Raw genomic sequence first — 16,344 nt, 5'->3', positions numbered from 1 at the left:
CACTATTTCGTTAGCCGATTTTCTTATTATTTATCCTGGCGAATTAGAAGTACCGAACCGATCGTACTAATGATTGCGAAGATGGCACCGATGTAACCAATCTCACCAATTGCCAGGAAGTTGACACTAACTGAAGCGGTGAATGACCCCACCGTCACCCCAACGTTTGTGCAGATCGGGTTAAGTGAGGAAGCCAGGTTCATCGCCTCTGGGTAGTCACGGTCGGCGACGTTCAAGAACATCACCTGGAGGACCGAACCGGGGATGCCGAGGACCAGGCAAATCACGCACAGGAGGATGATCCCGGTGAATGCGTTGGTAAAGGACAGTCCCATTAATAAGAGGAGCAGGAGGCAGGCACCACTAATCAGCGGCATCTTGCTTGTTCCGTAGCGGCCCGAGATAATGCCGGCGCAGGTGTTACCGATGATGAACATGACCCCAACCAGTCCCAGTAGCCAGTTTAGCTGGGTGGTGCTGTAATGGAGAACATCGGTGATGATGGGCCGAATGTAAGTGTAGAAGGTGTATTCGGCCGCCATCAAGGTGACCATAATTACGATGCCTAAAAAGATTCGGGGGTCCCGCAGCAACTGGAGCTGGTGCCTAATCGATCCCTTGGCCTGTTTCGTATTGCGGGGTACCAGGAAAAACAGGAGGACCGTAATAATCAAGGTGAGAACACTGATGAGGGCAAAACTAGCGTGCCAGGAAAAGGCGGTGCTAATCGTTGTCCCAATTGGTACCCCAATAATGGTAGCGGTGCTGAAGCCCGAAAAGACCGTCGCCACAAGCATCGATCGCTTCTGAATTGGGGCAATGATACTGACGTAGACCAGGATCAGTGAAATAATGGCTCCCGCCACTGCTGCGGTAATGATCCGGGAAGCAAAGAGACAAACCAGGTTGGGTGAGCAGGCCGTCAGCGTGTTACCACACAGGAAAATTACCATCAGGGTCATCAGGACCTTGAAGCGGTCATACTTGCTGGTGACCGTCGTTAAGATTGGCGTGCAGATAGCATAGGTCAAAGCAAACATGGTTACCAGCAGGCCGACCGTTGAGAGGGAGGCGTGATAACTCTTGGCGATGTTTGAGATGACCCCCACCACCATAAACTCGTTGCAACCGAGCAAAAAGGCAACGAGGACAAATACAATACTTTGTAAACGATACTTCATAAAGAACTAATCCAATCCCTTCTTCAAGCATATTAATGCAGTTAGTGTGCACGTTTTGTTTGGACGGGGACAAAATGGGGATATTGCTTTTAAAACCCCGGTATTAGTCAAGGTGAACTAAACCGTTGATATTATAACATAAACGGTTAGGTAAAACGTTATAAGTATTTTATGAACAAAGGGATGGAAGGTATTGAATTCTTTCCATCCCTTTATTTATATTGTTTAAATCAGTTTGGAATAAAAAATGATAATTGCATCGACAATAATAATAATTAAAAGAAAAAGCCAAAAATTAACTCGTTTTGATGGCTTCATATTAATCCTCCTCCTTTTACTAAATACGAACATCTTTATGAGATGGTTTTGGAATTATGGGGTCAACTTTAATATTGTTCAGGTATGTTTTGTTAAACGCATTTCTGTAGTGACTGGCGGTTGTTCCTGTAACCTGTTTGAAAACGCGATAAAAGTATTTTTCATTATCAAAATGGAGTTCAAGTGCAATTTGCTTAACAGCCATATCTGTTGTTAGCAGCAATTCTTGTGCTTGTTGAATCCTAACCTGATTGATATAACGAACAGTCGTTAGTTGATCATGAGTCTGAAAAAGATGAGCTAAATATGTTGGTGAAATATTGAAGTTATTGGCCACTTTAGTAACGGTCAAATTTTCCTTTGCATGAATTCTAATCCAGTTCTTGATTAACTCGTATCGGCTTGTATCCTTTGCTGATCGATGTTTACGACATTCGTGTATGTATTGCGTACTGACCTCAGCTGCTATGCTGGAAACGAAGTAATCACTGTTTAATGGTAATGCCTCAGCTGAGTTTGCTGAATCAAGTAACTGACGCATTAGGAGAGTAATTCGTGTGAAATTATGTAAGTGACAAAAGCGAGGAATTATGATTTCATCGGCATGAATACGCTCAGGAAGATATTCAAAGCTAATGGATTCCTGCGGAAAAAAATGAAGCCAGTAATAAATGGTATTGTTTGGGGATTTCTTAAAGCCAACATGCCGAATACGAGGTGGAATTAGTAAGCAGTCATGGCGATGAAGAGTATACTTCGTTTGTCCAATTTTGATATATGCAGCTCCGTTTAACATGAGAAACAATTCGTAGTCATAATCATTAACAATATCCTTATGCTGCCACCCAGCATCAGCAATGTAGTGACCTGCTTTGAAAAACGAAAATGGCTTGCTGAGATTGAATTTGTATACTTTTCCATTAAGTCGTGCACCTCACTTTATATTTGTATACCTTTTTGCTAATTTTATTAGTTTCAAGCAATTTTGTAAAGGCTTACACTAAAATTGCTCAAACGAAATAATAAGAATTGAGGGTGTCAAGATGCTTTTTGAAAAAGAACACTGTTTATGTTTACGTAATGGAAATGAGCTGTTACAGGTTGAACCATGGGGTAAAAATAGTTTTCGAGTGCGATCAACTAAGTATCCCCAATATACAGGTAACAACAATGCACTAACTGAGCCAGTTAACCATCAATATGGTTCAGTTACCATCAGTTCAGACCAGCAAAGCGGGGAAATTATTAATGGAAAATTAATCGCCAAAATTGACCAATTTAAAAATCTCAGCTTTTTTAATCAAAATGGGAAGGAACTTCTTCGTGGTTATCAGCGAAATAGAATAGCAGATATGTCAGCGGGTGTTGATAGTGAAAAAGTAAATCATTTTAATAGTGCCCTTAACATCGATTCACGGGAATTCATACCAAAAATTGGTGCAGATTATGAGTTGAAAATCCGCTTTGAAGCAAATCCTAAAGAAAAATTATTTGGGATGGGCCAGTACCAACAAGATTTTCTCAATCTAAAATCAGCCCATTTAGAGTTAGCACATCGTAACTCACAGGCAAGTGTCCCATTTGTTCTTTCGAGTCAGGGATATGGTTTTCTTTGGAATAATCCAGCTATTGGTGATGTTAGTTTCGCTAAAAATATGACACTCTGGCATGCACGTTCGACCAAGGAAATGGATTATTGGATTACCGCTGGCGACACACCACGAGAAATTGAGGAACAGTATGCCGATGTAACAGGTAAGGTGCCAATGATGCCTGATTACGGCATGGGGTACTGGCAGTGTAAACTTCGCTACCGAACGCAGGAAGAGTTATTGGCAGCGGCACGTGAGTTTAAACGTCGTGATTTACCAATTAGTGTAATTGTGATTGACTATTTCCACTGGCCAAAATCTGGGGAATATACCTTTGACAAAAAATATTGGCCTAACCCTTCTGGAATGATTAAGGAACTTCATCAAATGGGGATTAAGTTAATGGTTTCTGTATGGCCAACGGTTGATCAAACAAGCAGTCATTATGCTGAAATGAAAGAAAAAGGGTATTTGGTCCAGGTTGAACGTGGCGTGCCAATTACGATGGACTTTCTTGGAAATAATGGATTTGTTGACTTTACCAATCCAGCAGCACGCAAATACCTTTGGAAGTTATTAAAGAAAAATTACTCTGATCAGGGGGTAGATCTTTTTTGGTTGGATGAGGCTGAACCAGAGTATACCATTTACGATTTTGATAATTATCGCTATTACAGAGGTAGTGATTTACAAGTTGGTAATCTTTACCCAGTTAAATATTCACAAATGGTTTATGACGGTCAAAAGGCTGCTGGAAAAAGAAAAATCATTAATTTAGTTCGGTCAGCTTGGGCAGGTAGTCAGAAATTTGGAGCACTTGTTTGGTCTGGGGATATTGATTCAAGTTTTCGTTCGTTACGGAACCAGTTAGCGATTGGCCTGAATATGGGAATTGCGGGAATCCCATGGTGGACAACAGATATCGGTGGTTTTCATGGCGGAATTGACGATGACCCACACTTCCGTGAATTAGTAATTCGTTGGTTTGAATTTGCAACATTCTGTCCAGTTATGCGAATGCATGGCGATCGTGAGCCACATACAAAGCCCTTGAGTAATATTGGCGGTGGTAAGATGCCTTCTGGTGGTGATACCGAACCATGGGCGTATGGTGATAAAGCCCTGGCTATTATGCGGAAGTATATGACACTAAGGGCTAATTTAAAGCCATACATTACCGAACAAATGAAGGCTGCTCACGAAAAAGGGACACCCGTAATTCGTCCCCTATTTTATGACTTCCCTGAAGATAAAGTTGCATGGAATATAGAGGATGAGTACTTATTTGGCCCGAATATCCTGGTTGCGCCAGTTTTGTACTCGCAAGAAGAAAGAAAAACTCAACATATTTACCTCCCTGCTGGTACCGATTGGGTTAACCCTTACACTGGTGCTAAATTGGCTGGTGGTCAAACAATTTCGTTTACACCCAATTTATCTCAACTACCGTTATTTATTAGGAAATCTGAATATCAAAGCTTGCGTAGCGCTTTTAACATATTGAATTAGCTTTCAAAGGAGGAGTTTAAAAATGGACAAGCAAGTTAAGCAAAGTTATCCTTGGGGGTCAAGTAAAGATAAAGTTGGGGCTCTAGAAAAACTCTGTTATGCTAACTTTGACTTTTCGGGTCAACTTGTAGCAACTATTGTTAATAGTTATCTAATGTATTTTTTTACTGATGTTGCCGCTTTATCGGCTGCTGCAACCGGTATTATTCTTCTAGTCGCCCGGGTAGTCGATGCGGTAGGTGCACCGGTATGGGGGACGTTAATAGATATGACTCATTCTAGATATGGAAAGGCTCGGCCATTTTTCCTTTGGCTGACACTTCCCTATGCCGCTAGTGCTATTCTCTTATTTTGGGCACCGGACTTGAGTTCACAAGCAAAGGCAATTTATTGTGGAATAGTTTATATCATCTATGGAATCTTATTCCTGGGTATTAATTCTCCAATCACAACGATTCTGACGTTAATTACGTCTTCGCCAGTTGATCGAATTAAGCTTAATTCATGGCGGATGGTTGGTTCCCAGGCCGGAGTATTTATTGTCAACTCATTGACACTACCGTTAGTTGCACTATTTGGTCATGGTAACGATGTGCTTGGTTTCCGAATCTTTATTGTTGTGTTTGCAACCTTAAATGTTATTGGTACACTCTTTTCATTTGCTAATATTCGGGAACGTATTATTGTGCCTAACAGTCAGCGGGTCACACTTCGTCAAAGTGCTCACGCAATGAATAAAAATTGGCCTTGGTTTATTATTGTTACTGGTAACTTTCTTTTTTGGATTGCCCAACAGGGTCGCCAACAGTCGATGGTTTACTACTTTACTTATTATTTTCATAATAAGGGTTTAGTAACATTCTTTAATTCCATTGCAATCATCCAAGTATTAGGGATGATTTCCATTCCATTGATGAATAAGTATTTCTCAAAGAGTCATATCTGGGCATTAAGCTTAGCAACCGCCGTATTTGGTCAGTTCATTATTATGTTTGCGCACCTTAACATTACTGGGGCGATCATCGGCTGGGTAATTGCCAATATTGGCTCTGGAATCGCCTGTTCATTACCATTTGCATTATTAGGATCAGCAGTTGACTATGGTGAATGGAAGAATGGCGTTAATGCGGCCGGTTTACTAACCACAATTGGCTCTTCCTTCTGCATGTCGATGGGTATGGGGCTCGCTGGTGCATTGAATGGTGGAATAATGTCCGCGTTCGGTTATGTTGCTAACCATGTCCAAACTGCTCACGCTCTTGTTGGTATTGGAATTTCGTTTAACTGGGTAACAATTCTGATGTATGGGTTGGCTATTATTCAAGCACTTATGTATCAGAAATATGAAAACATGGAAGAAAATATTACAGCAGAATTAGCTAAAACGCGTGAATAAAAGATGATGATATAAAAACTTAAGCACCTCAAGATTGTTAGAACTACTTCTAACAATCTTGAGGTGCTTTATTCAACTGGCATGTTTCTATTGATTACTTGCTCTCCTAATCTTGTGGTACAGCTTCTGGCTCAGGAACAGTGATACCAGGAGAAAGAGCAGGCAGAAGGCAAAGCCACTCTGGATTCCCAGGTGGGATGACTGACAGTGAAGGATGTTATTAATGATCCCGACCACGGCGATGATTAAGGCCGTCCCAAACGAGGCCGCAATTTGTCGCATCGTGTTAAAAGTAGCGACGGCGTCCGGGACAATCTCGTTTGGCAAGAGGGAGAGGGCCTGCGTTTGCAGGGGAATCAGCATGGTCACTAATCCAAACTGCCGGACCGTCTGAAAAATGGTAATCATCAGGACAGTGCTCCGTGCCCCGATTGCTGCTTGGCAGGTCGTCCCGATAATGTCAATAATCAGGCCGGCACCGACGAGGACCTTGATTGGGTAGATATCGTAAAAGCGGCCACTGGTTGTTGACAGTAGCCCGGTGAGGATTGCCCCCGGCAGGACACTGATGGCCGAGACAACGGTACTCTTACCCAGGACGACTTGGACGAGGAGGGAAATCAGGATGGTGTTCCCGTACATGGTGGCCGTAATCAGCATGTTAATTACCGTTGCCAGGACGAATTGACGGTGGGCAAAGATACGGAAGTTGATCAACTGATGGTCACTGTGACGCTGGTTGACGTAGAAAAAGGCCAGGGCAACTAACCCAATCCCAATATAACCAACAACATTAAAGCTGGTTAGCTGGTAGTTGGAGACGTTGGAAAGCCCCATCAGCAGAGACCAGAGGCCGACCGTGATGGTGATCAGGCCAACCATGTTAAAGCGTGGTGATTCGTTGTGGGGGATGTACGGTAAGAAAATAAAGGACAAGATTACCGTGGCAATTGCAAAGGGCAAAATCAGGATAAAGAGGTAGCGCCAGGAAAAGTAATTCAACAGGAAGCCAGAGAAGGCAGGGCCCAGGATAGGGGCACAGTTGAAGGCTAAACCAATGATCCCCATGATTTGGCCCTTTTTCCCTGGCTTGGCATAGCGGATGGCGAGCACGTTAACGAGGGGCATCATCATCCCCGCTCCAATTGCCTGGACCATTCGGGCAATGACGATGAAGGTAAAGCTCATTGCCGCCGCGCCCATGATCGTTCCGAGGAGGAAAATTCCCGCAAACAGGATGAAGAGATGACGGAAGGAAAAGCGCTTGATGAGGTAGGAACTGACCGGGATCATCAGGGCATTGACTAGCATGTAGCCGTTAATTACCCACTGGACCCGTCCTTCCGAGATGTGGAAGACGTTCATGAAGGTCGGAATCGCGATGTTCATCAAAGTGGAACAAAAGAGGCCGAAGAAGGTCCCGAAGACCATGATGACAAGGGCTCGACTAATACGTTGATCTTTCATTTAATAATAAAATACTCCTTAAGCTAAAGATTAACAGTAGTTAAGTGTAACAAGACTCCGCTGAATGTCAATTGGCCATCGGTATACTTTCGAAAAGGATCAAAAGATGCTAAGATTAATATATCTACATATGTAAACAATAGGGAGTGAAGTGCATGGCAAAGGATTTACAAATTACACCGGCCGAGTGGCGGGTAATGCGGATCGTTTGGACCCTGGACGAGACGACCAGTCGGGAGGTTACGGAAATCCTCCAGCGAAAGGTGGACTGGAAGGCGGCGACAATTAAGACTCTCCTTCACCGGCTAGTCACTAAGGGTGCCCTGACGACGACACGGCGGGGCCGGGCCTTTATTTACCATCCGGCAGTTGCCGAGCAGGAGACAATGTGTCAGGCAGCGGACGACCTGTTTCAAAATATCTGCGAGCGCCGGGTTGGCCGGACGCTTAACCATGTCTTAAACCAGGTGGAGTTGAGCAAGACTGATATCAAAAACTTGCAAGCAACGTTGGATAAGAAGCTGGCAACCGCACCAGACCAGGTTCAGTGTAACTGTGTGCCGGGCCGACCGATGAACTGTTAGGGGGCGCAGGATGATAAAGGGTTTAGGCATTGACCTAACGGAGATATCACGGGTTGCTCACCTGGCGGCAGAGCATCCCCAGTACGTTCAAAGAATCTTAACCTCCAAAGAAATTGCCCAGTACCAGCACTTTACTGGGCAGCGAGCCAACGAGTACCTCGCCGGACGGTGGTCATTAAAGGAGTCGTTTTCCAAAGCCTGGGGAACCGGAATTGGAAAAGCGGTCGGTTTTCAAGATATCGAGATTCTGGATAACCAGCTCGGCGCGCCGGTAGTCACCAAGTCACCATTCAACGGGGCGGTCCACGCCTCGGTCAGCCATACCAGCGAGTTGGTAATGACGGAAATAATACTGGAAACAACTGAAAACGGTGGAACAGTTGCATGAGTCCTGCTACATAAAAAGGCCTTCAGTCGAGCTGGAGGCCTTTTATAGTTGGGTGCCGAAGTCAAAATCAATCCGGCAACGTCTGCGTCATTTTGCTATTCAAGCTTACTTTTCCTTTTTGTCGTCATCCTGGTCGTCGTCCTTATCCTTCTTCTTCGGTTTGATGTAGACGACCTTAAACTTCTTCACGTAGGAGTTCTGCAGGTCTAAAGGCGTGAATGAGAAGTTGTCAACCCGAATTGGTTGGCCGACTTTTAAGTCATACTGGCGTTCCAGGAAGAAACCAGTTAGGGTCGTGACTTCTGACTTTTCGAACTGGGCAATCTTGGTGTGGAAGTATCGTTCAAAGTCGTCGAGTGGCATCTTTCCCGATACTTCGTAGGTTGGGTTCCCCTTAGCGTCCGGGTCCTTCTTCTCGATCATGTCTGAGGTAGCGTGATCGATTTCTTCTCCCACGGTCCCAAAGAGCTCTTCGTAGATATCCTTATCGGTGATGATCCCAGAGGTACCACCGTATTCGTCCTGAACCACAACGATTGGGACCTGCTTCTTAACCATGGTTTGCAGGACACTGGTGATCGGTTCGTTCTCATAGACGATGGGGATCCGCCGCATGATTGTCCGAATTGACTGCTGGGAGTTGATTTGGTTTTGCCGCATCACATCGTAGGAGAAAATGTACCCTAAGATGTGGTCCTTATCGTTATTGGCAACAACGGGGACCCGGGTAAACTTCTTTTCAAAGTACAGCTTAGCGGCGTCCTCAATCGAGGCCTGGATATCAATGACCGCCAGTTGGGTCCGGTCAATCATAATGTCTTCGGCGACCTTGTCGTTCATTTCAAAGGCCCGCTGCATGAAGAGGACGTCTTCCTTGTCCATTTCACCGGCCTTTTCGGATTGCCGCGAAAGGGTGACGATTTCGTTTTGGGAGTAGGTATCTTCCTCTGGCTGGACGTTAAAGCCAAGCAGCTTAGTAATTCCCGCAGCGGCAACCGCGAACAACCATACAAATGGGTAAAAGATCGTGTGGAAGAACTGGACGGGGTGGACAATTGCCAGCAGGATGGGCACCGGCCGGTCAATCGCCATGTTCTTTGGTACCAGATCGGTAAAGACGGCGTGGAAGAAGGTGAAGATCAGGACACCGATAACCGGGGCCAGCGGCTTCAACACGTCTTCGGGAATCAAGTGAATCTTTAACAAGAGGTCAGTAATGAATTCGTCACCAATCCACCCTAAAATCAAGGAGGTCATGGTAACCCCAACCTGGGCGGTCGATAGGTACTCGTTCAGGTTGTTAACCATGTGGATGGCCCGCTTGACTTTTCGGGTCTGACGAAGTTCCGCCAACTCACTTGGCCGGACCTTAACAACTGAGTATTCCAGCAGCGTAAAGAGGGCGGCCAGAAGAAGAATCAAAATAATTACAACTAATCTAAACCAATAAGATGACCATAGTGCATCCATATTAAATACTTCACCTAGGCTTTCATTTCTAATTTCACATCTATTGTATCAATTTACTTTTTGGGTGACCAACTATTTGATAAAAAAGTGCGGTAAAATTGTAATAATTAATCTGTGGGGGCGAACCGAATGAGTAATGACCAGGGACAGACTGTTAAAAGAAGTGCCCGGCTAAAAGAAATTATGACCGTGATGCGTAAACACCATTTTCTTTCAAACTTCTACCGCCAGGAGGCACCTGAAGAAATTTGTGCGGCCTTGCAGGAGCTGGGCCCAACTTTTATCAAGTTGGGACAGATTCTTTCAACGCGGCCCGACCTTGTTTCACCGGCCTATATTAAAACCTTTCACCAACTGCAGGACCAGGTTAAGGCCGACCCGTTTGCCAGTGTTCAGCAAACGTTCGCAGCGGCGACCGGAAAACAGATTGGTGATGTCTTTGCGGAATTTGAGGAAAAGCCGTTTGCGTCAGCCTCGATTGGTCAGGTCCACCATGCCAAGCTGAAGGATGGGACGCCGGTGGTGGTGAAGGTTCAACACCCAGCGGTCACCCAATTAGTCAATACCGACCTGGCACTGCTCCGCCAAGCAATTAAGCTGTTTAAGTACGTCCCGACCGGCAAGATGGTGGTTGACCTCGATAAGACCCTTGATGAATTAAGTGCCTCCCTGTTAAGCGAGATCAACACGATGAATGAGGTTCAAAACGGGGAGGAGTTCTACCGTCTTAACAACGGGGACGGTATTATTATGGTTCCCAAGGTTTATCGCGACTACTGCGCACCTCAAGTGCTGGTCAACCAGGCGATGGTCGGGAAAAGCATTCGGACCCGTTTCGGCCACGATGATGATGAGAAAGTCGTTAAGGAAAATAAGTACCTGGCGAAATGTTTGGTGCGGAACTTTATGAAACAGGTCTTTGTTGACCGCTTCTTCCACGCTGACCCCCACCCCGGCAACATTCTTTTTGCCAAGGGGCAGGCTGGTGAGCGGCAAACGACCAAAGAGCTGGCTAAGCGGTGGGGTGCCGCTAGTGTGCGCTATCAGCGACAAGAGGAGTTACCGCCGTACCGCCTGGTTTACCTAGACTTTGGCATGATGGGGCGCTTGACCCCCGTCATGGCAGACGGCATTGCGGAGGTGATTTTGGCCCTGACCAGCAAAAATGGTCACCGGATTGCGGAGGCCATCCTGGGAATTTGTAACCAGGTCGGGGAAGTAAATGAGCAGCGTTTCACCAGGGAATTAGGTAGTTTTCTCCGTCCCTACATGGCCCAGGGGTTAGGACAGATTGATTTTGCAAACATGCTTTACCGGGTTATTCAGCTCTGTCAGGATAATAATCTGCAGATCAAGCCCGAAGTCACCCTCCTCGTCAAGGCCTTTGGAACGCTTGAGTCAACAGTAGCCAAGCTCGACCCTGATATTTCGATGATGGCAGTTGCCCGGCCGTTTGGGCTTGCCTACCTAAAACGAAAGTTGCGTGCCCGTGACCTGGTTGATGACGGCCTTTTCAAGAGCCTGGTAACGCTGGAATCCGTCAGCCAGCTCCCCGAAAAGGTCGATACGGCCCTCGATACCATCAACAATGGTGATATTGAGTTCAAACTGCGTTATCAGGGGCAGGAACGGTTGGTTAAGCAGGTGGAGCGGATCACTAACCGCTTCTTGATTGTCATTATTTTAGCAGCCGTTATCCTGGGTTCCTCCTTACTGGTGGAAAATAGTACCCAACATCCCCACATCTACCACCTCGGGGTAATGGGGTACGCCATTTCGATTGCGGTCATTGTGATCCTGGTCCTGAGTGAACTGGTTCACCGCTTTCGCCACTGGCGGAACCAGAATAAGTAGGGGATGGTCATGATGGATACCAACATTGCGGCCTTATTAACGGCCATTCTGACGGCTTTAACCTGGGCCATCACAATCTACCTGATCCTGATCCTCCGCTTTAAGAACCGCGGGGCAATCTTGAAGTATAACTTCTGGACGGCCTTCTTAATGGGCGCCAACCTGCTTGGCTGTCTGCCAATATTATGGTTCTTCGGTCGGCAATCCCTGGGCGGCTTCGTCCGTCAGGCCTGGCTCCTGGCAGTGGTGACGGATAGTCTGACCACCGGGGCGCTGATTATCTTCATCCTGGTCACCTGGTCGATGAGATTTGTCCCAATTCCGGACCACTTTGACTTTCTGATTGTTTTGGGCGCGGCACTTAATAGGGGAAAGGTTCCACCGGTGCTGGCGGCGCGCTTAGACCGGGCCGCTGAACTGTGGAAGGCAAATCCGGATGCCCTGATCATTGTAACCGGTGGGGTGGCCCACGGTGACCAGGTGGCCGAAGCGGTCGCGATGGGCCGGTACTTACAAGGGGTAGGGGTGCCCACTAGTAAAATTCTCCTGGAAAAGCGGGCAATGAATACCTGGCAGAACCTCGAAAACTGCCTGACCCTGATTGAGCAGCGCTGGCAGGCGCACCGGGCCCCTAAAATCGTCGTGGTGACGAGCTCTTTCCATGTTTTGCGGGCGGCCAGCTACGGTCGCCGGCTCGGTTTAACTTTGAACTGGGTCAGTGCCCGGACACCGGGTCCCTACCTGCCGTTGACAGTTGTCCGCGACTTTCTTGGCAACATTCGGGACCACCGCAAGATGGCCATCCTTATTTTAGTAGTAGCCTTGATTCTTGTGGAAATAATTTGATAAAAAAAGAGCAGCGATCGTTGAAGCAATCGCTGCTCTTTTACTTTATTTGTTCTTGTAAACACTAATCTCAATCAGGTTATTATCCGGGTCATGGACGTACAGTGAGGTCATTGCCCCCTCGGACCCGTGCTTTTCTACTGGCCCTTCGATGACGTCGACGTAGTAGCTCTTGAGGTGGTGGATGATGTCTTCCAACTTGTCGCCGGCGACCATGCAGAGGTCAGCGGTCCCCACGGTTGGCTTAGCCGCCTTTAGTTTGGTCGGTCGGTCCGCCTTCTGGAGACGAATCAGTTGGTGGCCGCACCGGAGGGTGATTAAGTGGTCATTACTCTGTTGGTCGATAACGGGCATGTCAAAGACTTCATGGTAGAAGCGCATTGATTCTTCCAGATCACTGACCGTGAGGACAATATGGTCGATTCTGCGCATTTTCATGGATTAAAGTACCTCTTTTCCAAATTTTTTGCCTATATTATAACAGGAATATCGGCTGAAATCCGCTTTTTACCGATGTTAGTCAACGGTTGCCCAGACATCCTGCAGTTTGCCTATTAAGGGCGTGAGTCGCTGACGATCAGTGGCCAAATAGTTGGCATAAAACTGCTGGTGGGCAACTGGGTCTGTGAAGGGAACCGTCACCCGGTTTTTGGGCAGGTCCGCCCCCCAAAGCTTATCGAGGACTGTCAGGTTGGTTGAGAAGAAGGGGAAGCTGGAGTGGGCGAGGAGCTCACTGTATTCTGCCGAGTCGTCTTGGTAAATGAAGCGTCCGTTTGGAATCTCATCTTCAAAGAGCTGGCCCCAAAAGCCAACGTTCTTACCGACGAGGAAGGTTGTTCCCTTCATATCGGTAAAGGAGAGCTGGTCCACTTTCGCAAAGGGCGAATCAGCTGGTACGTTGATGGCAAGACTTTCGGTCCCCAGGTAAGTTGACGAGAAATCTTCCCCAGATAAGCAGTGATTTAAGAGGAGGAGGGAGAACTGCCCACTTTTCAGGAGATCGGCAAACCGGTCTTTGATAAAGGCATCATGGATGAGGACGTTTGGGGCTTTGACTGCCCGGGCAATGATCAAGGGGCCGGGGGCGTCAGCCGCCAACTTGATTTTGGCGTGACTCTGGGCAAAGTTTTGGACCTTTATTCCGTAGGCCTGGTTTGTCCAAAGCAGCTTTTTTGCTTCAGCTGCCGCAAACTTTCCGGTTTCATTAAGGCTGATCCGGTTGGGCTGGCGGTTGAAGAGAGGGACGCCCAATTCATCTTCAATCTTTTTCATTGACCTGGTCAGGGCTGGCTGGGTGACTGATAACTGTGCCGCCGCTTTGGCGAGCGTGCCCGCCTTGGCGAAGGCAACCAGGCCCTCTAGTAAGTAATTATCAATCATAACGTACCCTCCTTAGTATAAGTTACGCTTATACTACCATGATAGAGAAGTAATTTTCAAACAGGAAAGAGCACCATATAATTAATCATGAAAATTAATTGATGAGGAGGAAGAATGATGGCAAAGATCGTAATTTTAACTGGTAGTCCTCACAACCCAGGAACTTCAAAGCAGCTGGCCGACGCCTTTGAAAAGGGCGCTAAGGTAGCTGGCAATGACATTTACCGTTTTGACGCTGGTCTCCAAGGTAATGGTGAGCCGCACTTCTTACAACTGAAGAAGGAACCGGGGATGGAAGTAGGAATCACTGATCATGACCTGGTCGAAGAAGAGGTGATTCCCCACCTAATTAAGGCTGACGTTGTAGTACTGGTTTCATCCCTCTACTACTTTGGTATTAACGCCCAACTCAAGACGGTAATTGACCGTTTCTATAACTACAACCATGAACTCAAGGACAAGCACTCGGTTGTCTTGGTCAGTGGCTATGGTACCCAGGATGACTTGGGCGCAATCAAACTCCACATGCAAAAGTTACAGAAGTACATGCGCTGGCCAAGCTTGGGTGACGTCTACGCGGACGATTCATGGAACCAAAGTAAACTCAGTCGGTTTGCCCAACAAGCATATGAAATTGGTAAGAAGATTAAGTGAGGAGGAACTCAAAATGACAGAATGGACGAAGGATGAAATCGCCACCCTTAACCGGGTGCAGACGCTACAGAACCGGCCTTTTAATGATGACCAACAGACATTTGAGGAGGACAACCCGGTATGGGAAGTCACGGTTGACGGCAAGCTCTACATTCGTGGTGCTAAGGGGACGACTAAGACGAAGTGGTACGTAGCTGGCGTTAAAAACGGTGGCCAGGTTGGCATTGACGGGCAAAATTATAGTGTCAAGTACGTCCCACTGAGCGATTCGGCCACGATTAAGAACGTTACTGCTGCATATCAGGCTAAGTATAACGGCCAGTACCCGATTGACCTGATGGTTTCTGACGATGTTGCCGCAGCGACCGTTGAACTGGTAAAGAACTAAAAAAGGAGGTTGTTGCCAATGATTAAAGGAAAAGTAATCGTAATTACAGGCGCCTCTTCTGGTATCGGGGCCGCTACGGTTAAACGGCTGGCAGCGGCGGGAGCTAAGCTGGTCCTCGGAGCGCGCCATGAGGATAAGCTACGTCAACTTGCAGCCGAAATTAAGGATAATGGTGGCCAGGCCACCTACCGGGTGACCGATGTTACTAATCGGTCAAATAACCAGGACCTGGTGGAATACGCAGTGGAACAGTTTGGCCGAGTTGATGCTATTTTTCTTAACGCGGGGATCATGCCTAGTTCACGGTTAGCGGAACTAAAGGTTGATGATTGGGACCGGACGATTGATGTTAACCTAAAAGGGGTCCTTTACGGAATTGCGGCGGTCTTACCAGTCTTTAAGAAACAAGGCTATGGTCAAGTGATCGCAACATCATCGGTTGCTGGTCTGAAGACATATGCCGGTTACGCTCCCTACTGTGCAAGTAAGTGGGCGGTACGGGAAATCATGGCAACCCTGCGCTTGGAAGCAGCCCAGGATAAGGCCAATATTAAGACAACCACGATTTACCCGGCGGCTGTCCATTCTAACCTGATTAGTGGAATCGCCGATGCAGATATCCAGAAGGGTGAAATGGCAGTACGTGCCCAAACGGAGTTACCGGCTGATGAAGTGGCAAAAGCTGTCGAATATGCGGTTGATGCACCTACAGGGACCGATATCCAAGATTTGACAATTGCTCCACTGAACCAGGAGTGGTAAAGATGGTTGAACGCGTTACGTTAACAAATTCACAAAAACGGCTAATTGCCAAGAATAAACCCTTGATTCAGGAACTCAATACTGGCGTACATAGCGACGCCGAGATTCACCAATTGATGAGTGAAATCATGGGTGAACCGCTTGATCCGTCAACGGAAATTCGGTTGCCCTTCTTCACCGATAATGGCTTTAATACGCACCTGGGTAAGCGTATCTTTATTAACACAGGAGCGACCTTCTCAGACCTCGGTGGGGTCTACGTTGAAGATGATGTACTAATTGGCCCCGGCGCAAAGCTGATTAGTACTAACCACCCGATTGATCCGCACTTCCGTCATGAAATGGAACTACAACCGGTGCGGGTAAGGAAAAATGCCTGGATTGGCGCCGATGCCAAAATTCTGCCCGGGGTCACGGTTGGTGAAAATGCCGTGGTCGGTGCCGGGGCGGTCGTCACTAAGGACGTTCCAGCTAACACGGTCGTAGTTGGCGTTCCCGCGAAGGTAATTCGAAAAATTAAAGAATAAGTGAAAATGCTCCAGCAACTGCAATTAG

General features: G+C 46.8%; 16 protein-coding genes. 10 read left to right on the top strand and 6 right to left on the bottom strand.

The features are described from left to right. Positions 1–26: 26 nt before the first annotated feature. Positions 27–1,181, bottom strand: a complete 1,155-nt coding sequence (locus QOS01_RS02530; protein ID WP_283620966.1) for an MFS transporter — start codon at positions 1,179–1,181, stop codon at positions 27–29. 337 nt (positions 1,182–1,518) lie between these two features. Further along, positions 1,519–2,295: a helix-turn-helix transcriptional regulator gene (locus tag QOS01_RS02525; protein ID WP_326521094.1), complete on the bottom strand. Its 777-nt coding sequence runs from the start codon at positions 2,293–2,295 to the stop codon at positions 1,519–1,521. A gap of 247 nt (positions 2,296–2,542) precedes the next feature. Here QOS01_RS02525 and QOS01_RS02520 point away from each other — a divergent pair, with 247 nt between their 5' ends. Both QOS01_RS02520 and QOS01_RS02515 read left to right on the top strand, forming a co-directional pair. Next, positions 2,543–4,600 (top strand): glycoside hydrolase family 31 protein, encoded by a 2,058-nt coding sequence (locus QOS01_RS02520; RefSeq protein WP_283620965.1) that lies wholly within the window; start codon positions 2,543–2,545, stop codon positions 4,598–4,600. Between the two features lie 22 nt (positions 4,601–4,622). Continuing rightward, entirely contained in the window at positions 4,623–5,996 is a 1,374-nt protein-coding gene (locus tag QOS01_RS02515) for an MFS transporter (protein WP_283620964.1), read from the top strand. Between the two features lie 87 nt (positions 5,997–6,083). Here the strand turns inward: QOS01_RS02515 and QOS01_RS02510 are convergent, their stop codons facing one another. Further along, positions 6,084–7,463 (bottom strand): DHA2 family efflux MFS transporter permease subunit, encoded by a 1,380-nt coding sequence (locus QOS01_RS02510; protein WP_283620963.1) that lies wholly within the window; start codon positions 7,461–7,463, stop codon positions 6,084–6,086. Positions 7,464–7,618: 155 nt separating this feature from the next. Between QOS01_RS02510 and QOS01_RS02505 the strand changes: the two genes are divergently transcribed. After that, positions 7,619–8,047, top strand: a complete 429-nt coding sequence (locus tag QOS01_RS02505) for a CopY/TcrY family copper transport repressor (protein WP_283620962.1) — start codon at positions 7,619–7,621, stop codon at positions 8,045–8,047. Between the two features lie 10 nt (positions 8,048–8,057). Continuing rightward, positions 8,058–8,435, top strand: coding sequence for a holo-ACP synthase (gene acpS / locus QOS01_RS02500; RefSeq protein WP_283620961.1), 378 nt, complete (start codon positions 8,058–8,060; stop codon positions 8,433–8,435). A 105-nt stretch (positions 8,436–8,540) separates the two neighbouring features. On the opposite strand, the gene QOS01_RS02495 is transcribed toward acpS, so the two are convergent. Then, positions 8,541–9,905: a hemolysin family protein gene (locus tag QOS01_RS02495; protein ID WP_283620960.1), complete on the bottom strand. Its 1,365-nt coding sequence runs from the start codon at positions 9,903–9,905 to the stop codon at positions 8,541–8,543. Positions 9,906–10,034: 129 nt separating this feature from the next. On the opposite strand from QOS01_RS02495, the gene QOS01_RS02490 reads away from it, so the two are divergent. Together QOS01_RS02490 and QOS01_RS02485 are read left to right on the top strand one after the other, a co-directional pair. Then, positions 10,035–11,759 carry an ABC1 kinase family protein gene (locus QOS01_RS02490; protein ID WP_283620959.1) on the top strand — a complete coding sequence of 575 codons (1,725 nt, stop codon included), beginning with the start codon at positions 10,035–10,037 and terminating at the stop codon, positions 11,757–11,759. 12 nt (positions 11,760–11,771) lie between these two features. After that, complete coding sequence (locus QOS01_RS02485) at positions 11,772–12,605, top strand: YdcF family protein (RefSeq protein WP_283620958.1); 834 nt, start codon at positions 11,772–11,774, stop codon at positions 12,603–12,605. Positions 12,606–12,650: 45 nt separating this feature from the next. Here QOS01_RS02485 and QOS01_RS02480 read toward each other — a convergent pair whose 3' ends face one another. Next, positions 12,651–13,043 (bottom strand): VOC family protein, encoded by a 393-nt coding sequence (locus tag QOS01_RS02480; RefSeq protein WP_283620957.1) that lies wholly within the window; start codon positions 13,041–13,043, stop codon positions 12,651–12,653. 78 nt (positions 13,044–13,121) lie between these two features. Next, the gene (locus tag QOS01_RS02475; RefSeq protein WP_283620956.1) at positions 13,122–13,985 is read right to left on the bottom strand and encodes a LysR family transcriptional regulator; all 864 of its coding nucleotides are present in this window, start codon (positions 13,983–13,985) and stop codon (positions 13,122–13,124) included. A 117-nt stretch (positions 13,986–14,102) separates the two neighbouring features. Here QOS01_RS02475 and QOS01_RS02470 point away from each other — a divergent pair, with 117 nt between their 5' ends. From QOS01_RS02470 to QOS01_RS02455, 4 genes are read left to right on the top strand one after another with little or no spacing between them, the layout of a single operon-like run. Then, a complete protein-coding gene (locus QOS01_RS02470; RefSeq protein WP_283620955.1) occupies positions 14,103–14,639 on the top strand; it encodes a flavodoxin family protein in 537 nt (178 codons plus the stop codon). 13 nt (positions 14,640–14,652) lie between these two features. Then, the gene (locus QOS01_RS02465; protein WP_283620954.1) at positions 14,653–15,027 is read left to right on the top strand and encodes a DUF2255 family protein; all 375 of its coding nucleotides are present in this window, start codon (positions 14,653–14,655) and stop codon (positions 15,025–15,027) included. Positions 15,028–15,045: 18 nt separating this feature from the next. Continuing rightward, the gene (locus QOS01_RS02460; protein WP_283620953.1) at positions 15,046–15,789 is read left to right on the top strand and encodes an SDR family oxidoreductase; all 744 of its coding nucleotides are present in this window, start codon (positions 15,046–15,048) and stop codon (positions 15,787–15,789) included. 2 nt (positions 15,790–15,791) lie between these two features. Beyond that, the gene (locus tag QOS01_RS02455; protein WP_283620952.1) at positions 15,792–16,316 is read left to right on the top strand and encodes a DapH/DapD/GlmU-related protein; all 525 of its coding nucleotides are present in this window, start codon (positions 15,792–15,794) and stop codon (positions 16,314–16,316) included. The last annotated feature ends 28 nt before the right edge of the window (positions 16,317–16,344 follow it).

It is taken from the genome of Limosilactobacillus avium (assembly GCF_947381485.1).
Classification (GTDB): Bacteria; Bacillota; Bacilli; order Lactobacillales; family Lactobacillaceae; genus Limosilactobacillus; species Limosilactobacillus avium.
The sequence above is the reverse complement of the archived record's forward strand: the minus strand, read 5'-3'. Positions and strand labels throughout refer to the sequence as shown.

What these genes read in the sequence shown, in the direction of transcription:
- QOS01_RS02530 (WP_283620966.1), bottom strand. Translation starts at nt 1,181, where the DNA reads ATGAAGTATCGTTTACAAAGTATTGTATTTGTCCTCGTTGCCTTTTTG.
- QOS01_RS02525 (WP_326521094.1), bottom strand. Translation starts at nt 2,295, where the DNA reads ATGTTAAACGGAGCTGCATATATCAAAATTGGACAAACGAAGTATACT.
- QOS01_RS02520 (WP_283620965.1), top strand. Translation starts at nt 2,543, where the DNA reads ATGCTTTTTGAAAAAGAACACTGTTTATGTTTACGTAATGGAAATGAG.
- QOS01_RS02515 (WP_283620964.1), top strand. Translation starts at nt 4,623, where the DNA reads ATGGACAAGCAAGTTAAGCAAAGTTATCCTTGGGGGTCAAGTAAAGAT.
- QOS01_RS02510 (WP_283620963.1), bottom strand. Translation starts at nt 7,463, where the DNA reads ATGAAAGATCAACGTATTAGTCGAGCCCTTGTCATCATGGTCTTCGGG.
- QOS01_RS02505 (WP_283620962.1), top strand. Translation starts at nt 7,619, where the DNA reads ATGGCAAAGGATTTACAAATTACACCGGCCGAGTGGCGGGTAATGCGG.
- acpS (WP_283620961.1), top strand. Translation starts at nt 8,058, where the DNA reads ATGATAAAGGGTTTAGGCATTGACCTAACGGAGATATCACGGGTTGCT.
- QOS01_RS02495 (WP_283620960.1), bottom strand. Translation starts at nt 9,905, where the DNA reads ATGGATGCACTATGGTCATCTTATTGGTTTAGATTAGTTGTAATTATT.
- QOS01_RS02490 (WP_283620959.1), top strand. Translation starts at nt 10,035, where the DNA reads ATGAGTAATGACCAGGGACAGACTGTTAAAAGAAGTGCCCGGCTAAAA.
- QOS01_RS02485 (WP_283620958.1), top strand. Translation starts at nt 11,772, where the DNA reads ATGGATACCAACATTGCGGCCTTATTAACGGCCATTCTGACGGCTTTA.
- QOS01_RS02480 (WP_283620957.1), bottom strand. Translation starts at nt 13,043, where the DNA reads ATGAAAATGCGCAGAATCGACCATATTGTCCTCACGGTCAGTGATCTG.
- QOS01_RS02475 (WP_283620956.1), bottom strand. Translation starts at nt 13,985, where the DNA reads ATGATTGATAATTACTTACTAGAGGGCCTGGTTGCCTTCGCCAAGGCG.
- QOS01_RS02470 (WP_283620955.1), top strand. Translation starts at nt 14,103, where the DNA reads ATGGCAAAGATCGTAATTTTAACTGGTAGTCCTCACAACCCAGGAACT.
- QOS01_RS02465 (WP_283620954.1), top strand. Translation starts at nt 14,653, where the DNA reads ATGACAGAATGGACGAAGGATGAAATCGCCACCCTTAACCGGGTGCAG.
- QOS01_RS02460 (WP_283620953.1), top strand. Translation starts at nt 15,046, where the DNA reads ATGATTAAAGGAAAAGTAATCGTAATTACAGGCGCCTCTTCTGGTATC.
- QOS01_RS02455 (WP_283620952.1), top strand. Translation starts at nt 15,792, where the DNA reads ATGGTTGAACGCGTTACGTTAACAAATTCACAAAAACGGCTAATTGCC.